16 protein-coding genes and 3 pseudogenes are annotated in these 20557 nt (G+C 73.3%); 8 read left to right on the top strand and 11 right to left on the bottom strand.

Annotated features, from left to right (window positions below; genetic code table 11):
• Positions 1 to 24: 24 nt before the first annotated feature.
• On the bottom strand, positions 25 to 1050 hold the full coding sequence (locus tag ACWCQK_RS25755; protein ID WP_451158688.1) for an SGNH/GDSL hydrolase family protein: 1026 nt from the start codon (positions 1048 to 1050) through the stop codon (positions 25 to 27).
• Between the two features lie 148 nt (positions 1051 to 1198).
• Between ACWCQK_RS25755 and ACWCQK_RS25760 the strand changes: the two genes are divergently transcribed.
• Entirely contained in the window at positions 1199 to 2587 is a 1389-nt protein-coding gene (locus tag ACWCQK_RS25760; protein WP_451158690.1) for a cystathionine beta-synthase, read from the top strand.
• Between the two features lie 396 nt (positions 2588 to 2983).
• Here ACWCQK_RS25760 and ACWCQK_RS25765 read toward each other — a convergent pair whose 3' ends face one another.
• The 3 genes and pseudogenes from ACWCQK_RS25765 to ACWCQK_RS25775 form a co-directional block, all read right to left on the bottom strand.
• Positions 2984 to 3406 carry a hypothetical protein gene (locus ACWCQK_RS25765; RefSeq protein WP_451158813.1) on the bottom strand — a complete coding sequence of 141 codons (423 nt, stop codon included), beginning with the start codon at positions 3404 to 3406 and terminating at the stop codon, positions 2984 to 2986.
• Positions 3407 to 3630: 224 nt separating this feature from the next.
• A pseudogene (locus tag ACWCQK_RS25770) lies at positions 3631 to 4317 on the bottom strand (ABC transporter substrate-binding protein); the annotation flags it as partial.
• Between the two features lie 2 nt (positions 4318 to 4319).
• Positions 4320 to 4448, bottom strand: a pseudogene (locus ACWCQK_RS25775) (ATP-binding cassette domain-containing protein); the annotation flags it as partial.
• A gap of 141 nt (positions 4449 to 4589) precedes the next feature.
• Between ACWCQK_RS25775 and ACWCQK_RS25780 the strand changes: the two are divergent.
• The 3 genes from ACWCQK_RS25780 (at position 4590) to ACWCQK_RS25790 (ending at position 7667) form a co-directional block, all read left to right on the top strand.
• Positions 4590 to 6104, top strand: a complete 1515-nt coding sequence (locus ACWCQK_RS25780) for an aromatic amino acid ammonia-lyase (RefSeq protein WP_451158692.1) — start codon at positions 4590 to 4592, stop codon at positions 6102 to 6104.
• Positions 6104 to 6988, top strand: a complete 885-nt coding sequence (locus ACWCQK_RS25785; protein WP_451158694.1) for a MurR/RpiR family transcriptional regulator — start codon at positions 6104 to 6106, stop codon at positions 6986 to 6988. The genes ACWCQK_RS25780 and ACWCQK_RS25785 overlap by 1 nt, the downstream gene beginning before the upstream one ends.
• A gap of 76 nt (positions 6989 to 7064) precedes the next feature.
• Positions 7065 to 7667 (top strand): hypothetical protein, encoded by a 603-nt coding sequence (locus ACWCQK_RS25790; RefSeq protein WP_451158696.1) that lies wholly within the window; start codon positions 7065 to 7067, stop codon positions 7665 to 7667.
• Positions 7668 to 7795: 128 nt separating this feature from the next.
• On the opposite strand, the gene ACWCQK_RS25795 is transcribed toward ACWCQK_RS25790, so the two are convergent.
• From ACWCQK_RS25795 to ACWCQK_RS25815, 5 genes and pseudogenes are all read right to left on the bottom strand, one after another.
• Positions 7796 to 8170: a roadblock/LC7 domain-containing protein gene (locus tag ACWCQK_RS25795; RefSeq protein ID WP_152890494.1), complete on the bottom strand. Its 375-nt coding sequence runs from the start codon at positions 8168 to 8170 to the stop codon at positions 7796 to 7798.
• 251 nt (positions 8171 to 8421) lie between these two features.
• Positions 8422 to 8997, bottom strand: a pseudogene (locus ACWCQK_RS25800) (roadblock/LC7 domain-containing protein); the annotation flags it as partial.
• 46 nt (positions 8998 to 9043) lie between these two features.
• Entirely contained in the window at positions 9044 to 9889 is an 846-nt protein-coding gene (locus ACWCQK_RS25805) for a transcriptional regulator (RefSeq protein ID WP_451158698.1), read from the bottom strand.
• Positions 9886 to 10293 (bottom strand): hypothetical protein, encoded by a 408-nt coding sequence (locus tag ACWCQK_RS25810; protein WP_451158700.1) that lies wholly within the window; start codon positions 10291 to 10293, stop codon positions 9886 to 9888. Before ACWCQK_RS25810 ends, ACWCQK_RS25805 begins: the two co-directional genes overlap by 4 nt.
• 169 nt (positions 10294 to 10462) lie before the next feature.
• Positions 10463 to 11914 carry a diaminopimelate decarboxylase gene (locus tag ACWCQK_RS25815; protein ID WP_451158702.1) on the bottom strand — a complete coding sequence of 484 codons (1452 nt, stop codon included), beginning with the start codon at positions 11912 to 11914 and terminating at the stop codon, positions 10463 to 10465.
• Between the two features lie 116 nt (positions 11915 to 12030).
• On the opposite strand from ACWCQK_RS25815, the gene hutU reads away from it, so the two are divergent.
• The 4 genes from hutU (at position 12031) to hutI (ending at position 17559) form a co-directional block, all read left to right on the top strand.
• The gene (gene hutU / locus ACWCQK_RS25820) at positions 12031 to 13695 is read left to right on the top strand and encodes a urocanate hydratase (protein WP_451158704.1); all 1665 of its coding nucleotides are present in this window, start codon (positions 12031 to 12033) and stop codon (positions 13693 to 13695) included.
• A 92-nt stretch (positions 13696 to 13787) separates the two neighbouring features.
• Positions 13788 to 14990, top strand: coding sequence for an allantoate amidohydrolase (locus tag ACWCQK_RS25825; RefSeq protein WP_451158815.1), 1203 nt, complete (start codon positions 13788 to 13790; stop codon positions 14988 to 14990).
• Entirely contained in the window at positions 14987 to 16333 is a 1347-nt protein-coding gene (locus tag ACWCQK_RS25830) for a formimidoylglutamate deiminase (RefSeq protein ID WP_451158706.1), read from the top strand. Before ACWCQK_RS25825 ends, ACWCQK_RS25830 begins: the two co-directional genes overlap by 4 nt.
• Before the next feature lie 53 nt (positions 16334 to 16386).
• Positions 16387 to 17559 (top strand): imidazolonepropionase, encoded by a 1173-nt coding sequence (gene hutI, locus ACWCQK_RS25835; RefSeq protein WP_451158708.1) that lies wholly within the window; start codon positions 16387 to 16389, stop codon positions 17557 to 17559.
• Between the two features lie 81 nt (positions 17560 to 17640).
• Here the strand turns inward: hutI and ACWCQK_RS25840 are convergent, their stop codons facing one another.
• Positions 17641 to 19161 carry a ricin-type beta-trefoil lectin domain protein gene (locus ACWCQK_RS25840; protein ID WP_451158710.1) on the bottom strand — a complete coding sequence of 507 codons (1521 nt, stop codon included), beginning with the start codon at positions 19159 to 19161 and terminating at the stop codon, positions 17641 to 17643.
• Between the two features lie 272 nt (positions 19162 to 19433).
• Positions 19434 to 20342: an RNA polymerase sigma factor SigF gene (locus tag ACWCQK_RS25845; RefSeq protein WP_451158712.1), complete on the bottom strand. Its 909-nt coding sequence runs from the start codon at positions 20340 to 20342 to the stop codon at positions 19434 to 19436.
• Positions 20343 to 20557: the final 215 nt, after the last annotated feature.

A 20557-nucleotide genomic window follows, 5' to 3' on the forward strand; every position in this document is an offset into this window, starting at 1 on the left:
GGGAGCCGATGCCGGCCGGATCGGTCAGCTCGGGGTGTGGACCGGGGCCGGGGACGTCTCCGGGACGCGCCGGCGCCTGCGGCGCTTGAGCAGGGCCCAGGGGCCCCGGGGCCCGGTCGGCATCGCCGCCGTGACCTCGGTGCCCGCCTCGGACGCCGCCTCGGCCGCGGCGCGGGCCACCGGCAGGAAGCCCTCGCGGCGGGACGCGTCGGGACGCTCCTCCTCGGCCGGCCACAGGCCCAGGGTGGCGCAGACCGTCGGCAGGATGGCCATCGCGGCCGTGGCGTACCCCTCCGCGGAGGGGTGGTAGTGGTCGGGACCGAACAGCTCGCGCGGATTCGCCTCGAACTCCGGGCCCAGCAGGTCGCCCAGCGACACCGTCCGGCCCCCCTGCTCGACCGCCCCGATCGTCTGCGCGGCGGCCAGCTGCCGGGAGGCCCGCCGGGCCAGCCAGCGCAGCGGCTGCTGCACCGGTTCGATCGTGCCCAGGTCGGGACAGGTGGCGACGACGACCTCCGCGCCGGCCGTGCGCAGTCGCCGTACCGCCGAGGAGAGATGACGCACCGAGCGGGTCGGCGGCATCCGGTGGGTCACGTCGTTCGCGCCGATCATGATCACGCAGACGTCGGGTACCTGGGCCGGGTCGGCGAGCACCAGGGCCACCTGACGGTCGAGGTCGTCCGACTGGGCCCCGGGAAGGGCCACGTTCCGCAGTACCACCGGCCGTTCGGCCACCGCGGAGAGCCCCGAGGCCAGCAGCGCGCCCGGCGTCTGGCCGGCCCGGCGGACGCCCTGGCCCGCGGCCGTGGAGTCACCCAGCATCGTCAGCCGCAGCGGCGGCTCGCCGGGGACGTCGTAACCATGGCCGTAGCGGCCCTCCGCGCTCGGTACGTGGTTGAGCGCGCCGTTGCCCACATGGCGCCGGGCCAGCTCCGCCTCCGCCAGCAGCAGACCGACGGCCGCGGCGCCCGCCAGCCCGATGCCGCCACCCCCGTACGCGGCGCCCGCCGCGATCCGCCGGGCCACCCGCGCCCTCGACATGCTCGTCATGCGTCGCCGCCACCTCCTCGTAGCCGTACAACCACTCCTTGCCCCGTACAGCCCGTCGGTCAATCTCAACCAGGAGTGAACGTCTTCCGTGGGCCGTAGGCTGGCGGAACCACTACGACCACTTCTTTTGCAGCAACCGGAGACAACGGTGCAATTCCACGACTCGATGATCAGCCTCGTCGGCAACACCCCGCTGGTGAGGCTCAACAACGTGACCGCGGGGATCCAGGCGACCGTCCTGGCCAAGGTGGAGTACTTCAACCCGGGCGGATCCGTGAAGGACCGCATCGCCCTGCGCATGATCGAGGCGGCCGAGAAGAGCGGAGAACTCCTGCCCGGCGGCACCATCGTCGAGCCGACCAGCGGCAACACCGGCGTGGGGCTCGCGATCGTGGCGCAGCAGAAGGGGTACAAGTGCATCTTCGTGTGCCCCGACAAGGTCTCCACGGACAAGATCAACGTACTGCGCGCGTACGGCGCCGAGGTGGTCGTGTGCCCGACGGCCGTCGACCCCGAGCACCCGGACTCGTACTACAACGTCTCCGACCGGCTGGTGCGCGAGACGCCCGGCGCGTGGAAGCCCGACCAGTACTCCAACCCCAACAACCCGCTCTCCCACTATCACTCGACCGGCCCCGAGCTGTGGGAGCAGACGGAGGGAAGGATCACGCACTTCGTGGCGGGCGTGGGCACCGGCGGCACCATCTCCGGCACCGGGCGCTACCTGAAGGACGCCAGCGAGGGCAGGGTCCAGGTCGTCGGCGCCGACCCGGAGGGGTCCGTGTACTCCGGCGGTTCCGGGCGTCCCTACCTCGTCGAGGGCGTCGGTGAGGACTTCTGGCCGACCGCCTACGACCGGACGGTCGCCGACGAGATCGTCCCCGTCTCCGACAAGGACTCCTTCCAGATGACCCGGCGGCTGGCCAAGGAGGAGGGCCTGCTGGTGGGCGGCTCCTGCGGCATGGCCGTCGTCGCCGCGCTGCGCGTCGCCGAGCGGCTCGGCCCGGACGACGTCGTGGTCGTCCTGCTCCCGGACAGCGGGCGCGGCTACCTCAGCAAGATCTTCAACGACGAGTGGATGGCCGACTACGGCTTCCTGGAGGACGCCGGGCCGAGCGCCCGTGTCGCCGACGTGCTCAGCCACAAGGCCGGCGGCATCATCCCCTCCCTCGTCCACATGCACCCCGACGAGACCGTCGGTGAGGCCATCGAGGTGCTGCGCGAGTACGGCGTCTCGCAGATGCCGATCGTGAAGCCGGGCGCCGGACACCCGGACGTCATGGCCGCCGAGGTCGTGGGGTCCGTGGTGGAGCGCGAGCTGCTCGACGCCCTGTTCACCCAGCGCGCCTCGCTCGACGACCCGCTGGAGAAGCACATGTCCGCCCCGCTGCCGCAGGTCGGCTCCGGCGAGCCGGTCGCGGACCTGATGTCCGTCCTGGGCCGCGCGGACGCGGCGATCGTGCTTGTCGAGGGCAAGCCGACCGGCGTGGTCAGCCGGCAGGACCTGCTGGCGTTCCTCGCCAAGGGCGCGAAGTAGACGCGACGTGGACGCGAAGCGCCGCTGAACGGTCCGTGTCCGACGCGAACTCAGGGTGACCTGCGGAAGGGGTGACTTCGCGGAAGTGGTACGAGGGTGTCACGTCCGCGCAGCACCGGCTTAACACGAGTCCGGCACATTGGTGGGTGTCGGCAGGGCGGGAGCGGCTCCCCGCCCCCGCCGGCACCGAAAACGGCGTCACGGACCTCCGGAGCGGCTCCCGGACCTCCACCGGCGCCAAGGACGCGCACGCCCGGCCCTGACCCGGCACGCGTCCCTCGCGGGGACCGCCGTCGTCCCGCCCCCCGGCAACGGGGGTGCGGCGGTCCCCGCGCACAGCTTTTCCCCCCCGCCTGCCCGCCCCGGCGCCCGGCGCCTACGGCACCGGTGGCGCCGTCAGTCCTCCCAGTCGCTGTCCCGGGACGTCCCACGGCGGCCGAAGAATCCGGGGGTCGTGCGGGCGGCCTGGACCACGTTGACGCCGACGATGCCGATCCAGGACGCGATCAGGCCCGGCAGATGCGCGGTCCCCGCGCCGATCGCGGACAGCGGGACCGCCAGGACCAGCGAGACGATGCCGAAGCCGAAACGCTCGCCCCAGGAGTCGGTGGCCCTCGGTGCCCGGGCGCCCCGGGCCGTCGTCATCTGCCGCTCGGCCAGCTGCCGTCGCACCCGGCGCTCGACCGCGCCGTCGATGCGCTGGTCGATCTTCTCCAGGAACGAGTCGACCAGTGCGGACTCGTACTCCTCGCCCAGTTCCCTGCGGGCGTGCAGGGTGGCGTCGAGTTCCTTCTTCAGGTCGGCGTCCCGCGCGTCCATGATGGTCTCCCTTGCCGTCATGGAAACCCACGGTAGGCAGCGGACGCGCCCGCCGCACTGGGGGTAGCCCCCCTGTTCGGCCCGGTCGCCGGGCCCCGCGCCCCGGCCTGTCCGGGGCAGCGGGGAGACCGGCCCGGGCCGGTCTCCCCGTGCGTACGCCGTCCGCTCCGGGACGTACGCCGTGTCGCGCCGCGCGAGCAGCCGGTACAGCGGCGCTCAGCCGGCTACTTCGCCAGCCCGTGCCGCTCGGCGTAGGCGTTCGCCACGTCCTCGGGATCCTTCTTGTCCTTGTCCACCTGGCGGTTGAGCTCGGTGAGCTGTTCGGTGGTGAGGGTGTTGCCGAGCCGGGCGAGGGCCTTGCGGACGGTGGAGTCGGCCTTGCGGTCGGCGATGAGCGGCACGATGTGCTGGCCGGGGACGAGGTTCTTCGGGTCCGCCAGCACCACCCAGTCGTTGGCCTGGATGTCGGTGTCGGTGGTGAAGAGGTTCGCCACGTCGACGTCGCCCTTCTTCAGGGCGCCCTTGACCAGCGGCCCGGAGGAGTCGAGGGACTTGAACTCCTTGAACTCCACCCCGTACACGTCCTTCAGCCCGACCACGCCCACCTGGCGCTTCTTCACCTCGGGCGCGGCGCCGACGACCAGCCTGCCGTTCTGCTTCGTCAGGTCGGCGAGGGAGGTCAGGCCGTACTCGCGCGCGGTCTCGCGGGTGACGACGAAGGCGTCGGAGTCCTCGGCCATGCCGTACGGCAGGACCTGGAGGCCGGACGGGAGGGCGACGGCGAGGGCGTTCTGCATCGCGCCCTCCTCGGTCTGCGTGGCCTTGGGCGCGAGGTAGTGCAGCAGGGCGCCCTGGTACTCGGGCAGGAGGTCGATGTCGCCGCCCTTGAGGGCGGGGATGAGGATCTCCCGGGGGTCGTCTTGCCGCAACCGGAGGATCCGACCAGGACCGTCACACCGCCCTCCGGCATCTCCAGGGAGAGATCGTGGACTGCTGTCGTGCCGTTCGGGAAACGCTTGTGGACCGCATCGAACTGGATCATGAGATGTCCCTTGCCCGGCTGTATAACGTCATGCAGAGTTCTTGGTGTCTGAATAGGTTGTCAATGCTCCGGTGTTAATCCGAGGTAACCGATGACCGGCAGGCGAGATCTAATGTCCGGATTGAGGGGAGCTTGGGCCTTATGCCGTCTCGTATCGTGGACGCGCCGGAGATCGTGCGTTCCGGCCCCGCCGGCCTCGTGGTCCTCGACGGGGTCGGACTCGGCGTCGCGGACGTCACCCGTCTCGCCGACGGGAGCGCCCGGCCCGTCCCCGGGAGCGAGGCGATGCGGCGGGCCGAGGCGTCCTGGGACGCCGCCCGGCAGATCGCGGCGACCGGTCGCGTGTACGGCCGCTCGACCGGCGTGGGCGCGAACCGGAACGAGGACGTGCCCACCGAGGCCGCCGCCGGGCACGGTCTGCGGCTGCTGCGCAGTCACGCCGGCGCCATCGGCGAGGAACTGCCGGCCCGGCAGGTGCGGGCGATGCTCGCCGTGCGGGCCAACCAACTCCTCGCGGGCGGCGCCGGGCTGCGGCCCAGCGTGATCACGGCCCTGTGCGAGGCGCTGGAGAACGGCGCGTACCCGGTCGTCAACGAGTTCGGCTCGGTCGGCACCGGCGACATCGCCTCACTGGCCCAGCTCGGACTGGCGCTCGCCGGGGAGCACCCGTGGCGCGGGGCGGGCGCACCGGCGGCCCAGCCCCTGGACAACAACGACGCGCTGGCCCTCATCAGCAGCAACGCCCTCACCCTCGGCCAGTCGGCGCTGGCCCTGCACGAACTGCGCGGGCTGATCGAGGCCACCCAGGTCGTCGCCGGCCTGTCCCTGCTCGCGGTCGACGGCTCGCACGAGGCGTACGCCGCCCCCGTGCACGCGGCCCGCCCGCACCGGGGATCGGGCCGGGTCGCGCGCCGGATGCGGGAGCTGATCGGCGCCGAGGACCGGCCGACGCCTCCCCTCGGCCGGATCCAGGACCCGTACGGCTTCCGCTGCCTGCCGCAGATCCACGGTCCCGCGCAGGACGCGGCGGACGCGCTGGAGGAGGTCCTCGGGGTCGAGATCAACGCGGCCGCCGAGAACCCCCTCATCTCTCCCGACGGCATGGCCGCCTACCACCACGGCGGCTTCTACATGGCCCAGCTCGCGCTCGCCCTGGACCACTTCCGGCTGGCGGTGACCCAGGTGGCCCGGCTGTCCACGTCCCGGCTGTCCACCCTCAACGAGCCCGGCTTCACCCGCCTCAAGCCGTTCCTCGCCGACCAGGAACCCGCCTCGTCCGGCGTGATGATCCTGGAGTACGCCGCCGGGGCCGCCCTCGGCGAGCTGCGCGCCTGCTCGGCGCCCGCCTCGCTGGGCCACGCTGTACTCTCCCGGGGCGTCGAGGAGCAGGCCAGCTTCGCCTCGCTCGCCGCCCGCCAGACACTGCGCGCGTGCGGCGCGTACCGTCTCGTGGTGGGCTGCGAACTCGTCGCCGCCGTACGGGCGTTGCGGCTGCGCGGCCTTCGGCCCGACCCGGAGCTGCCGGTGGGCCGGGCGCTGGCGTTCGCCGAGTCGGCGCTCGACGAGGACATGGCCGACCGGCCGCTCACGGACGACGTGACGGCGGCGACCGGGCTGCTGGACCGGTTCACGGAGATCTGGAGGGGGAGCGAGTGATGACCGCGGACACGAGCGCGGACCGGGGTGTGGACCGGGGCGTGGGGGTGCCGGACAGTCCCGCCGCACGGTTGCAGGCGCTCTTCGAGGGGCACCGGCTGACGCCGACCCAGCGGCGCATCGCGCACAGCATGGTGCGGCGGGCCGCCGACGTGCCGTTCCTGTCCAGCGTGGAGCTGGCCGAACTCGCGGGGGTCAGTCAGCCGTCCGTCACCCGCTTCGCCGTCGCCCTCGGCTTCGACGGCTACCCCGCCCTGCGCCGGCATCTGCGCGAGGTCGCGCCCGTGGAACAGGCGGCGCTCTCGGCCTCGTACAACGAGTACCAGCAGGCCGTCGAGGCGGAGATCGAGAATCTGAAGCACCTCGCGGAGGTGCTCGCGGACCCGCGGCCGGTGCGGCGGGCCGGCCGCCTTCTCGCCGCCTCGCGTCCGCTGCCCGTCCTCGGCCTGCGCGCCGCCGCCTCCCAGGCCTACGGCTTCGCGTACTTCGCCGCCAAGGTCCACCCCGACGTACGGCTGCTGCACGAGGGCGGCACGATGGTCCACGACCGGATCGACGCCGCCGTACGGGCGGGCGCCTCGGCGCTGTTGTGCTTCGCGCTGCCGCGGCACCCGCGCGAGGTCGTGGACACCCTCGGCTACGCCAGGGAGGCCGGCCTGGCGGTGGTGACCGTCGCCGACTCCGCGTTCGCGCCCGTCGCCAAGGTCTCCGACCTGCTGCTGCCCGCCGCCGTCGGCACCGGGCTCGCCTTCGACACCGCGTGCGCGCCGATGCTGCTCGGGCGGGTGCTGCTGGAGGCCATGTGCGACGACCTGCCCGACGCGCAGGCCCGGCTGGAGGAGTTCGACGTACGGGCGGCGGCCCGGGGGCTGTTCGTGGAGTGACCCGCGGGCGTCCGCACGCTCTCAGACTCGTCTCACCTTCGCTCGCTAGCGTGTCCGGCCAACGGAACTGTGCCGGATGACGAGGAGGCGTGACGTGGTACGTGGAGGCCAGGGGTTGGTGCGGGTGGCCGTCGTCGTACGGGCCGGAGCGGCGCCGCTGTGGTGGGCCGGGGTGTTCGCGGCGGGTGTCGGCGCTCTGCTGCCGGGTGTCACCGGCCGCCGGATCGGCGTCATGGCGGGGGCGGCGCTGTTCGTCGTCGCGGTCGCCGTCATGGCGTACCGCCGCCGGGGGCGCTACACCGCCCTGGCCCGCGGCGCCGCCCGGGCCGGCAAGCACGACGTGCTCCAGGACCGCGCGGTGACCGTACGCAACTGGCGGCACGGCCACCGCTGGTGGCTGTTGCCGGCTGTCGTGGTCGCGCTGGGCAGCTCCGTCGCCGTGCCCGCGGCCGGCGGCATGCTGCTGGCCGGCCTGGGTACCGGGCTGTGGCTGAAGGCCGCCTGGCTCGGACGGCGCGAGCGGGCCGAGGACGCGCTGTTGTGGGTGCGGGTCGACTGGCTCGACGCGCGGGGCGGGCGTCCGGCGGGCAAGGCGGTCAAGGGCTACCGCGGTACCGGCATCGCGGCGGGCGACGCGGCCCCGGGCGGGGCCCGGCGCCGCGCCGCGGCGCTGGTGTAGCGGGTCTTTCGGCCGGCGCGAGCGGTCTTTCGACCGGTGGGGCGGGTCCTTCCGCCGGTGTGGCCGGTCCGTCGGCCCAGGTGGCGGACCGGATGGCGGACCGTGCGGGAGGACCCGGATCCCCGGGCTCAGACCTCGAGGTCCTCCTCGATCCTCTTCAACTGGTGGCGGGCCATCGCCAGGTTGGCCCGCTTGGCGTCGAGCACCAGGTACATGAACAGGCCGTTGCCGCCGCGCCCGCTGATCAGACGGATCAGGTGGTACTGGTCGGACAGGGTGATCAGGATGTCCTCGATCTGGGCCTTGAGTCCCAGATGTTCCATCGTGCGCATTTTGGCGCGGACCACGTCGGTGTTCCCGGCGGCGGCGACGTTCAGGTCGAAGCCCTTGCTGCCGCCCATCGTGCCCAGGGCCATCCCGCTGGTGTAGTCGACGAGCGCGACCCCGGTCGCGCCCTCGATGGAGGCGAGCGCCTCTTTCAGCGTGGTCTCGGTGTTGGCCATGACTGAGTCTCCTCGTTCTCTTAACTATCGGTGGTGGTACGCGCGTTGGTCGCAGTGCTGCGTGGCGCGCGCGGGGTTCTGGTACGGGCGGCCGTGGACTTGGCCGGTGAGGTGGCCGGCGCCTTGGCCGGGGTTTCGGTCGGTGGCCCCGGGCGTGGTCCGGCCGGCGGTGTGTCCGGCGGACCGGGCCGCGGCTCCTTCCGCGGGGCGCCGCGCGAGTCGCTCTTCGGGTCGTCCCGTGGGGCGGTGGGCGGCCTGGGCGGCGGCTCGGCCGGGGGCGGCCCGGTGCGCCGGGGTGCGGCGGACTTGGCGGCCTTGGCGGGCGCGGGTTTGGAGGTCCTGGGAGCGGGCTTGGGCGCGGGCTTGGCGGTGGGTGTCGGCGTGGGCGTGGGCGTGGGGTCGGCGGCCGTGGGGGCGGCGGTGGCGGTGGCGGAGGCCGCCAGAGCCGCGGCCGCCGCCTCCGCGTCGATGAGCTCGCCGATCCGGATACCGGCGCGACGGCCCTCCAGGTGCAGCCGGCCGACGCTGACGCGGTCCTGCGCGAGCACCGTGAGCACGGCGGAGCGGCCCGCCGCGTAGGTGGCGACATAGCCGTACACCCCGCGCACGAGCAGTTCGCGGAGGTCGCCCTGGCCGGTCGCGTCCGCCAGCCGGGCCGCGACGCCCAGCGCCGTGGCGGTGAGCGCGGCCACGGTGTCCGGCGCGACGCCGGGGGTGTCCTGGGCGAGGACGCGGCCGTCCATGCTCGCCGCGAGGGCGCCGGTCAGCTGGGGCACCCGGGCCCGCAGCCGAGACAGCTCCTCGCGTATGTCGGGCTCGGCCGCCATCAGCTCTCTCCTCTCGGCGCGTGGTCGCTGTCGCGGGCTCTGCCGCTCAAAGGGCCTCCAGCGCATCCCTGAGCCTTTTCAGCAGCGTGATGGTGGGATCGGGGACAGAGAGGACGGACGGGGCGGCAGGGCCGGGAGCGGCGGGCTGGGCGGGTGGCGACAGGCGGGCGGGCGGCCGGTGCGGGACCACGAGCCCGGCCGCCGCCAGCCGCCGTACGTCCACCAGCGTGTGGAACGCCTGCCGGCCCAGCTCGCGGGCGATGTCGATCGCGGTGCGCACCCCGTCCACCCGGGCGAGCACGGCCGCCTGCCGGGTGGTGACCGCGGGGGCCGCGGGCGGGGCGATCCGGACCAGTGGCGCGGTGTCGGGCAGCGGATCCGGCCAGACGCGCCGCAGGAGCTCGCGGCGGCGGACCGTCTCGCGCTCCACGGCGGCCACGGCCACCGGCCGGACCGCGCCCGGCGGCTGCCCGCTCCCGTAGTGGAAGCTGCCCGGGGTGCTGCTCGGCGCCAGGGCGAAGTACGCGGCGTCGAACAGCGCCCCCAGATGGCACAGTTCCAGCGCGCCCGCGGTGACCCGGCCGCCGTCGACCACCAGTCGCCCCGCGCCGGGCTTGCTGCCGGTCTGCGTCAGCGCCTGCTGCCAGGCCGCGGCGTCGAGCGTGCCGCGGGCCGTCAGGAGCACGTCGAAACCGGGCGCGTACGGGCTCTCGGCGTGCACGACCTCGCCCTCGGCGAGGTGGAGCGAGCCGTGCTCGCGGACGAGGACGCCGGTGGCCCGTTCGGCGGCGAGCCGGGTCAGCATCGGCGAGAGGCCGCCCGCCCCGGCGTGGGCCGCCGCTCTGTCCCGCACCGGCAGCCGGGGCGGCGGAGTGGTACCGAGCACGGTCATCCCAGCACCAGCCGTCCGGCCATCTCGCCCAGCCGGATGCGGGCCAGCGCGAGATTGCCCTCGGCGCGGGCCAGCCACACGTGCAGGAACACGCTGCTGTCGAACGGCGTGGGCACGAACCGCAGCAGGTGGTAGCTGTCCCGGTTGCTGAGGATCAGATCCTCGACCGGCGGCGCCGTGCCGTCGTCCGCACCCTGGTCCGCGCCGTCACCGGGCGCGAACGCCCGGTGCTCGGCGGCCAGCCGGGCCAGCTCCGCGGCCTCGACGGCCGCCGCTTCGTGGTCGCCGCCCGGCGACTCCCCGACCACCCCCAGGGCCAGGCCGCTCGTCCAGTCCACCAGTGCCGCGCCCCGGGCACCGGGCAGCCGCATCGCTTCCAGTAAGCACTCGTCGATTCCGGGCACCGTCGCTCCCCTCCCGCCTGGGGTTCGGCTGAGTGACGACGAAGCTACGCACCGTGTGGGCGGCGGGTGAGGGATCCGGCATTTTCCAGTGGAAAATGCGGCGGGTGGCTAAGGTGGGTCGGCTGTGCTGGTTTTCCTATCAGATGACCTGCATGTCCGTGTGCGTGCGTCAACGGCGTCCGGTTGTGCCCAGGGTGGTGAGCGCCGAGGCGTGCGCCCCTCCCGACTCGGCCACGATCTCCTCGATCGTCTGCGGCTCGCGCACCGTCGCGAAGGCCGTACCGCCGTCGCCGTCCGGGGCGAAGCCGTAGACACCCGGCCTGACCAGCGAGTTGTACGCGTAGTGGTGGGCGAAGTAGTACGCGCCCGTGTCCAGGGCCGCCGCGTGGTCGCCCTGCTCCAGCAGCGGCAGCGCCTGGCCCCGGGCCAGCAGGTCGCCCGCGAAACAGGCCGGACCGGCCACGTCCTGGACGACCGCCGGGCCCTGCTTGGGCCGCCCCTTCGCGTCGTAGGCGGCGATCCGCAGCGGCCAGGCCTCCGGCGCGTAGACCGTGCGCGCCGCCACCTGTACGCCCGCGTGGGTGACCGCGATCGGCCGCCCGCCGGCGCTCTTGGCGTACTCCACCCGCGCCACCACCGTGCCGTGCTTGGCCAGCAGCGACCGCCCGAACTCGGTCACCAGCCCGTACCGCCCGTCGAACAGCCCCGGCACCGCCTCGCTCAGCAGGCGCGCGTACCGCGCGTACGTCGGATCCGTCGCGTCGGAGGAGAAGTTCACCGGCAGTCCGCCGCCGATGTCGATGGTGTCGATCTGCGGCCGCCCGATCCGCCCGTTGATCTCCTCGGCGAGCGCGTACGTCTCCGCCACGCCCCGCACCATCAGGTCCAGCGGAATGCCCTGCGACCCGGTGTGCGAGTGCAGCCGGCTCAGCCACGGCCGGTCCAGATACGCCTGGACGACCCACTCGCGCGCCCGCTCGTCGCGCAGCGCCACCCCGAACTTGGAGGTCGCCGTGGCCGTGGACATCGCCTCGATGGAACCCGCCCCGAGCTGCGGGTTCACCCGGATGCCGAGCGGGGAGCGGCTGCTCGCCGACCGCATCAGCGCGTCGATGCGGTGCAGCTCCTGCGGGTTGTCGGCGTTGACGGCGATGCCGAGCGCGAGTGCCTCGCGCAGCTCGGCCGGGGTCTTCGCGGGCGAGTCGAGCACGGTACGCGCCGGTGACAGCCCGGCCGCCCGGGCCAGCGCCAGTTCGCCCGGGCTCGCCACCTCCGCGCCGATGCCCTCCTCGCGCAGCAGTCGCAGCACCGCCACCAGCGGGCTCGCCTTCACTGCGAAGGCGTGCAGCACGGGTGTGCCCGGCGCCACCACCGCGTCGAAAGCGGCGCGCAGCGCCGTCGCGGACTCCCGTATGCCGGTGACGTCGAGCAGCCCGACGACGGGAGCGTCCGGCGTGAGCAGGCCCTGCTCCACCGCGGCCCGCACCGCCTTGTCGCGCCGCGCGACCCGCTCGGCGCCGCCCGGCCCGCCGTCGCCGTCGGGGACGGTGGTGTCGATGTCTGATTCGTTGCTGGTGCCGTCGCTCACGACGTCCCCCGAGAGGTCGATGTCCGTGCTCATACATCCAGCCAAACATCCGCGACCCGCGCACGTCGAAGCGCCCCTGTATTGACTAGTTCTATTCAGGTAGTCAGGATGTGAATATCGACAGCCAATCAGGCGCCAGGAGGCAGACCATGTCAGGACCCCGCCCCGTACGAGCCCCGCGTGGTACGGAACTGAGCGCCCTGGGATGGCAGCAGGAAGCCGCCCTGCGGATGCTGCAGAACAACCTCGACCCCGAGGTCGCCGAGCACCCCGACAAGCTCGTCGTCTACGGCGGCACCGGCAAGGCCGCCCGCGACTGGCGCTCCTTCGACGCCATGGTGCGCACCCTGCGGACCCTCAAGCAGGACGAGACCATGCTCGTCCAGTCCGGCCGCCCGGTCGGCGTCATGCAGACCCACGAGTGGGCCCCGCGCGTCCTCATCGCCAACTCCAACCTCGTCGGCGACTGGGCCAACTGGGAGGAGTTCCGGCGCCTCGAACAGCTGGGCCTGACCATGTACGGGCAGATGACCGCCGGCTCGTGGATCTACATCGGCACCCAGGGCATCCTCCAGGGCACCTACGAGACCTTCTCCGCCGTCGCCGCCAAGAAGTTCGGCGGCACCCTCGCGGGCACCATCACCCTGACCGCGGGCCTCGGCGGCATGGGCGGCGCCCAGCCGCTCGCCGTGACCATGAACGACGGCGTCGCGATCTGCATCGACGTGGACCCGCGCGCCATCGAGCGCCGCATCGAGCACCGCTACCTGGACGTGCGTGCCGACTCCCTGGAGCACGCCCTCCAGCTCGCCGTCGAGGCCCGCGACCAGCGCAGGCCGCTCTCCATCGGCCTGCTCGGCAACGCCGCCGAACTGCTGCCGCGGATGCTTGCCGAGGGCGCCCCCATCGACATCGTGACCGACCAGACCTCGGCCCACGACCCGCTCGCCTACCTCCCCGTCGGCGTCGACTTCGACGACATGGCCTCGTACGCGGCCAAGGACCCGGCGGGCTTCACCACCCGCGCCCGCGAGTCCATGGCCAAGCACGTCGAGGCGATGGTCGGCTTCATGGACGCGGGCGCCGAGGTCTTCGACTACGGCAACTCCATCCGCGGCGAGGCCCAGCTCGCCGGGTACGAGCGGGCGTTCGCCTTCCCCGGCTTCGTCCCCGCCTACATCCGCCCGCTCTTCTCCGAGGGCAAGGGCCCCTTCCGCTGGGCCGCCCTGTCCGGCGAGGCCTCGGACATCGCCAAGACCGACAAGGCGATCCTCGACCTCTTCCCGGAGAACGAGTCCCTCCACCGCTGGATCAAGCTGGCCGGCGAGCGCGTCCACTTCCAGGGCCTGCCCGCCCGGATCTGCTGGCTCGGCTATGGCGAGCGCGACAAGGCGGGCGAGCGCTTCAACGACATGGTCGCGAGCGGCGAACTGGCCGCCCCCCTCGCCATCGGCCGCGACCACCTCGACTGCGGCTCCGTCGCCTCCCCCTACCGGGAGACCGAGGCCATGCTCGACGGCTCCGACGCGATCGCCGACTGGCCGCTGCTGAACGCCATGGTGAACGTCGCCTCCGGCGCGTCCTGGGTCTCCATCCACCACGGCGGCGGTGTCGGCATGGGCCGTTCCATCCACGCCGGCCAGGTCACCGTCGCCGACGGCACCCCGCTCGCCGGCGAGAAGATCCGCCGCGTGCTCACCAACGACCCCGGTATGGGCGTCATCCGGCACGTCGACGCCGGGTACGACATCGCCGAGTCGGTCGCGGACGAGCGGGGCGTGCGGATTCCCATGCGCGAGGGTGACGACGCGTGACGCAGCGGCACGACATGTCGCGGACGGTTCCGGACGGCGGCTCCCCGGCGGGGGCCGGCGTCCCGGCGCCGGCCGCGGCCTCCTTCCACGAGATGTGGCGCGAACTGCTGCCCATCGGCCGGCACGCCGACTCCGGCGGATACCGCCGCTTCGCCTGGACCGCCGCCGACGCCGAGTGCCGGGCCTGGTTCGAGCAGCAGGCCCGCTCCCGCGGTCTGTCCTACGAGGTCGACCGCAACGGCAACCAGTGGGCCTGGCTCGGGGACCCGGACCAGGGCGACGCCGTCGTCACCGGGTCGCACCTCGACTCCGTGCCCGACGGCGGGGCCTTCGACGGCCCCCTGGGCGTGGTGTCCTCGTTCGCGGCCCTCGACGAACTGCGCGCCAGGAACGCGCGGCTCGACCGGCCGCTGGCCCTCGTCAACTTCGGTGACGAGGAGGGCGCCCGGTTCGGGCTCGCCTGCGTCGGCTCCCGGCTCACCGCCGGGCAGCTCACCGTCGAGCAGGCGCACCGCCTCACCGACGCCGACGGGATCACCCTGCCGCAGGCCATGGCGGCCGCCGGCCACGACCCCGAGGCCATCGGCCCCGACCCGGAACGGCTCGCCCGCATCGGCGCCTTCGTGGAACTGCACGTCGAGCAGGGGCGGGCACTGGACCTGTCCGGCGACCGCGTCGGCATCGCCAGCGCCATCTGGCCGCACGGACGCTGGCGGTTCGACTTCCGCGGCGAGGCCAACCACGCCGGCACCACCCGCCTGGCGGACCGGCGTGACCCCATGCTGCCGTACGCCGAGACCGTCCTCGCCGCCCGCCGCGAGGCCGCGCTCGCCGGAGCCGTCGCCACCTTCGGCAAGATCTCCGTCGAACCGAACGGCGTCAACGCGATCCCCTCCCTGGTGCGCGGCTGGCTCGACTCCCGCGCCGCCGGCCAGGAGACCCTCGACACCGTGGTCACCGGCATCGAGCAGGCGGCCCGCGCCCACGCGGCGGCCCACGGCATCGACCTGGACGTCGTCCGCGAGTCGTTCACGCCGGTCGTCGAGTTCGACCACGCCCTGCGCGACGAACTCGCCCGCGTCCTGGGCGCCCACACCGACTTGCGGGTGCCCGTCCTCGGCACCGGGGCCGGACACGACGCCGGGATCCTCTCCGGGAGCATCCCGACCGCCATGCTGTTCGTGCGCAATCCCACGGGCGTCTCGCACTCCCCGGCCGAGTTCGCGGCCGAGGACGACTGCGTGGCCGGGGTGAGCGCGCTCGCCGACGCACTGGAAGGGCTGGCCCGCAGGTGACGCAGACCCACACCCGGACGTACTGGCTGGAGCACGCCTGGCTCGACACCAACGTCGAGCCGGGGGTGACCCTGGAGGTGTCCGAGGGCCGGATCGCCGCCGTCCGCACCGGCGTCGACGCCCCGCCGCCCGGCGCCGAGATCCTGCGCGGCCTCACCCTCCCCGGCCTCGCCAACGCCCACAGCCACGCCTTCCACCGCGCCCTGCGCGGCACGGTCCAGGTCGGCTCCGGCACCTTCTGGACCTGGCGCGAGGCCATGTACGGCTTCGCGGACCGGCTGACCCCGGACACCTACCACGCGCTCGCCCGCGCGGCGTACGCCGAGATGGCGCTGGCGGGCATCACCGCCGTCGGCGAGTTCCACTACGTGCACCACGCGCCGGGCGGCACCCCCTACGCCGACCCCAACGCGATGGGCGAGGCGCTGATCGCGGCCGCCGCCGAAGCCGGTGTCCGCATCACCCTCCTCGACACCGCCTATCTCTCGTCCGGCTTCGGACAGCCGCCCAACGCCCACCAGCGCCGGTTCTCCGACGGCAGCGCGGACGCCTGGGCCGAACGCTGTGCAGTTCTCAAGGAACGGGATCACGCACGGATCGGCGCCGCGATCCACTCCGTACGGGCCGTGCCCGCGGACCAGTTGGCGACGGTGGCGGACTGGGCGCGCGAGCGGCGGGCCCCGCTGCATGTGCACCTGTCCGAGCAGACCGCCGAGAACGACGCCTGCCGCGCGGCCCACGGCCGCACCCCGGCCCAGCTCCTCGCCGACCACGGCGTGCTCGGCCCGCGGACCACCGGCGTGCACAACACGCACCTCACCGACACCGACATCGCGCTGCTCGGCGACTCCGGCACCGGCACCTGCATGTGCCCGACGACGGAACGGGACCTGGCCGACGGCATCGGCCCCGCCGTCGCCCTCCAGCGCGCCGGATCCCCGCTCTCCCTCGGCTCCGACAGCCACGCCGTGATCGACCTGCTCGAAGAGGCACGCGCCATGGAGCTGAACGAGCGCCTGCGCACCCGCACCCGCGGCCACTGGACGGCCGCCGCGCTGCTGCGGGCCGCCTCCGCCGACGGCCACGCGGCGCTCGGCTGGGCGGACGCGGGCACCCTCGAAGCGGGCGCCCTCGCCGACTTCACGACGCTCGCGCTCGACTCGGTCAGAACAGCGGGGCCGCTGCCCCGACTCGGCGCCGAGACGGCCGTATTCGCCGCGACGGCGGCCGACGTACGCCACACGGTCGTCGGCGGGCGCCATGTCGTACGGGACGGGGCGCACACGCTCGTGCCCGACGTGGCGCGGGAGCTGGCGGCCGCCGTCGCCGCCCTGCGCGCCTGAGGAAGCGCCCGACGCCCGCCACCGGCCCCGCCGCCACCCACGAGGACACCGCCATGAGCAGCACCGTCATCACCAACATCGCCGACCTGGTCACCAACGATCCCTCCCTGGGTGACGGCTCCCCCCTCGGACTGGTCCAGGACGCGGCCGTCGTCATCGACGGCGACCGTGTCGTGTGGACCGGTGAATCAAGCAAAGCACCCGCCACTGACAACCGGGTCGACGCCGGCGGCCGCGCGGTCCTGCCCGGCTTCGTCGACTCCCACTCCCACCTGGTCTTCGCGGGCGACCGCACCCAGGAGTTCAACGCCCGCATGTCCGGCCGGGCCTACAGCGCGGGCGGCATCCGTACGACGGTGGCGGCGACCCGGGCGGCGAGCGACGAGGACCTCGAACGCAACCTCACCCGCTACCTCGACGAGGCGCTCCGCCAGGGCACCACGACCTTGGAGACGAAGTCCGGCTACGGCCTCACGGTCGAGGACGAGGCCCGCGCGCTGCGCATCGCGGCCCGCCACACGGACGAGGTGACCTACCTCGGCGCCCACATCGTCGCGCCCGACCACGCCGACGACCCGGCCGGCTACGTCGCCCTGGTCACCGGCGAGATGCTCGACGCCTGCGCCCCGTACGCCCGATGGATCGACGTCTTCTGCGAGAAGGGCGCCTTCGACGGCGACCAGGCCCGCGCGATCCTCACGGCCGGCCGGGCGAAGGGCCTGCATCCGCGCATCCACGCCAACCAGCTCTCCTACGGCCCCGGCGTCCAGCTCGCCGTCGAACTCGACGCGGCCAGCGCCGACCACTGCACCCACCTCACGGACGCCGACGTCGACGCCCTCGCGCAGGGCCGTACCGTCGCCACCCTGCTTCCCGGTGCCGAGTTCTCCACCCGGGCCCAGTGGCCCGACGCGCGCCGCCTTCTCGACGCGGGCGTCACGGTCGCCCTGTCGACGGACTGCAACCCCGGTTCGTCCTTCACCTCCTCCGTCCCGTTCTGCGTCGCGCTCGCGGTACGGGACATGGGCATGACCCCGGACGAGGCGGTCTGGTCGGCCACGGCGGGGGGCGCGGCGGCCCTCCGGCGCGACGACATCGGCCGTGTCGCGCCCGGCGCGTACGCCGACCTGATCCTCCTGGACGCGCCGAGCCATGTGCACCTCGCCTACCGGCCGGGCGTGCCGCTGGTCAGCGGCGTGTGGCGGCGGGGCGTACGCGTCCGCTGACCCCCGGGCGCACGCTGCGCGAGGCGTGAGCGGCGTACGAGACGTGGGTGGCGTACGAGGCGTACGAGATGGGTCGGCGGTTCAGCTCGCCCCGGACCGCCACCGTTGCTGCGCGCCCCCGCTCAGCGGCTCCAGCGACACCCCGCCGTCGCCCGCCGGAGTGACCCCCGTCTCGATCGCGATCGCGGGGCGGATCACCCCGTCGTCGTCCACCGTGAAGGTGAGGTTGGCGCCGTGGCGGCCGTCGGCGGAGTCGCAGTCCCAGATGCCGACGCCGTTGTCGACGTCGCCGCGGCTGTCGAGGCAGAAGTCGGGGTCGGCGTAGGACTGGAGGACTCCCCGGTCCGCGTCGACCCGCCAGCGCTGGGTGGCCGACGAGGTGCAGTCGGCGGTGACCACGTCCGTGCCGTTGTCGAAGTCGTCCACGACGTCCAGACAGCGGCCCGTGGAGACGTTCACGACCTGCGCGTAGGCGGAGCCCGGCGGCCGCGGGGCCGCGGGTTGAGTGGGGGTGGGGGTGGGCTTCGGCTTCGCCGAGGTCGGCTTCGGGCGCGCCGGACTGTGGCTGGGGGACGGCGGCTGGGAGGTGGCGGAGGGGGACGGGGGCGGCGGGGAGAACGTGGCGGTCGCCGTCACCGTCACCGGGGGAGGGGACGGGGTGTCCGCCGCGCCCGCCGCCTGCTGCCGGTCCGGCGAGCCGCCCGACGACAGCAGGAGCAGCAGCAGCGGTGCCAGGGCCACGCCCAGCGCCGTCGAGGTCAGCACCAGACGCCGGGACGGGGACCAGGTCCGCCTCGCCGGCAGTCCCTTGACGCGCGTAGCGTTCGCGTCGGTCCTGACGTACGCCGTGCCGCTCCACGGCAGCAGGCCCTCGGCCAGGGCGGTGCGCGGCGCGTCGCGCAGGGCGGACAGCTCCTCGTGGGCGGCCGTGCAGTGCGGACAGCGCACCATGTGGGCGTCCAGGTCGGTGCTGCGACGCGGGTTGTCCGGCCGTACGGACTCCTCGATCAGCCGGCGGAAGTCCCCGCAGCGCGGGTCGTCGGAGGCGGCCAGGCGCGAGCGCAGACAGGCCTGGCCCATGGCGTACAGGGCCTGGGGCGTGCCGTGCTGCACGTCAGGCAGGCTGAGGCCGAGGAAGTCGGCGGTGCGGTCCTCGGGTTCGCCGTCCACGACGCCGTACCAGATCAGCCCCTGCGCACGCGACGGCAGGGAACGGAACGCGGCGAGCATGGGCGGGACCGGGCCGTTGGGTCCGGCCGTGCTCAGCAGGAGCAGCAGAGCGGGGTCGAGGCCCGCGGCCCGCTCGTCGGCGGCCCAGGACGCGGCCAGCCGGCCGGTGAGCAGCAGCAGCCGGTGCCGCAGGGGGATGTCAGGGTCGGTGCCGCGTGCCGTCTCGCGGGCCGCGACGGTGTAGGTCTGCGCCGCCAGTTGCCGTGCCGCGGAGTCGCCGGTCGTGCACAGCCGGGCGTAGGCGAGGACCGACGACTGGTGGCGGGCGCGCAGTTCCTGGAGCGCCGGGTACGCGCTCGCGTTGTCGGCACGCAACAGCGCGGTCAACCGGGCGTCGGACGCCCCCGTGTGCACACCGCCGCCCTGAACCATCCTCCGGCCTCCCCACTTCCCCGCGGTCGCCCGCCCGTCCTGACGTACCGGCCAGTTTGGAGTGCCCATGATGAAGGAAGAGGACCTTTGGGCAAAGGGTTATCTCGGGGTAATAGAAGGAAGTTCCGGTGCGCGGGGGGACGACGGGTCCGAGGAGACGCGGGCCCGGGGCGGTGCGGCGGCGGAAGCCAAGCGGCCCGGCGTCGTCCGCCGGGCCTCTCACGCTTCTGTCACTCCGCGACGGTCACTCCCGGACCGTCACTCCGCGACCGTCATTCTTCGACCGTCAGCCCCTTGCGCAGCCGCACCAGCGTCCGGGACAGCAGCCGCGAGACGTGCATCTGCGAGATCCCGAGCTCCTCGCCGATCTCCGACTGGGTCATGTTGGCGACGAAGCGGAGGGAGAGGATGTGCCGGTCCCGGTAGGGCAGCCCGGCGATCAGCGGCTTCAGCGACTCGACGTACTCGATGCCTTCGAGCCCGTGGTCCTCGTAACCGATGCGGTCCGCGAGCGCGCCCTCGGTGTCGTCCTCCTCGGGCTGCGCGTCCAGTGACGAGGCGGTGTACGCGTTCGACGCCGCCATGCCCTCCACGACCTCGTCCTTGCCGATGCCGAGGCGTTCGGCCAGTTCGGCCACGGTCGGCGCGCGGTCGAGCCGCTGGGCCAGTTCGTCGCCGGCCTTCGCCAGGTCGAGCCGGAGTTCCTGGAGCCGGCGCGGGACGCGCACGGACCAGGAGGTGTCGCGGAAGAAGCGCTTGATCTCGCCGATGATGGTGGGCATCGCGAAGGTGGGGAACTCGACGCCGCGAGCCAGTTCGAAGCGGTCGATCGCCTTGATCAGGCCGATCGTGCCGACCTGGATGATGTCCTCCATCGGCTCGCTGCGCGAACGGAAGCGGGCCGCGGCGAACTTGACCAGCGCGAGGTTGAGTTCGACGAGCGTGTTACGGACGTACGAGTACGCGTGCGTCCCTTCCTCGAGCGACTCCAGTCGCTCGAACAACGTCTTCGACAAGGCCCGCGCGTCGACGGGGCCGACCTCTTCGTACGGAGGTATCTCCGGAAGCCCGGCGAGTACGTCGTGGTTCTGCTCGATGGGATCCAGATGCTCCGGAAGGGGTGCCGACGTCGCCTGAGGGGTATGCGATGCGTCGAGCCGGGGTGACATGATGTCCTCCATCGTTCTCGGCTATGGCTGCCGAAGCCAGTGCTGCACTGCGGAGTGCGGCGCCTCCCAAGCCGGCCGTGTCGGGTGCGTGTCCCTACTAGCCCTACCCGCTTTACGGAGCCCACCGCAAGTCCGCTTTTGCGGGAAATGTCCGTTTGTTGCCGGTTGTTCGGGTGTCAGAGTGTGTAGGGAAGGCGTAGTGTTCGAGAGCATCTGTCAGCAGTCAC

It is taken from the genome of Streptomyces sp. NPDC002306 (assembly GCF_053593435.1).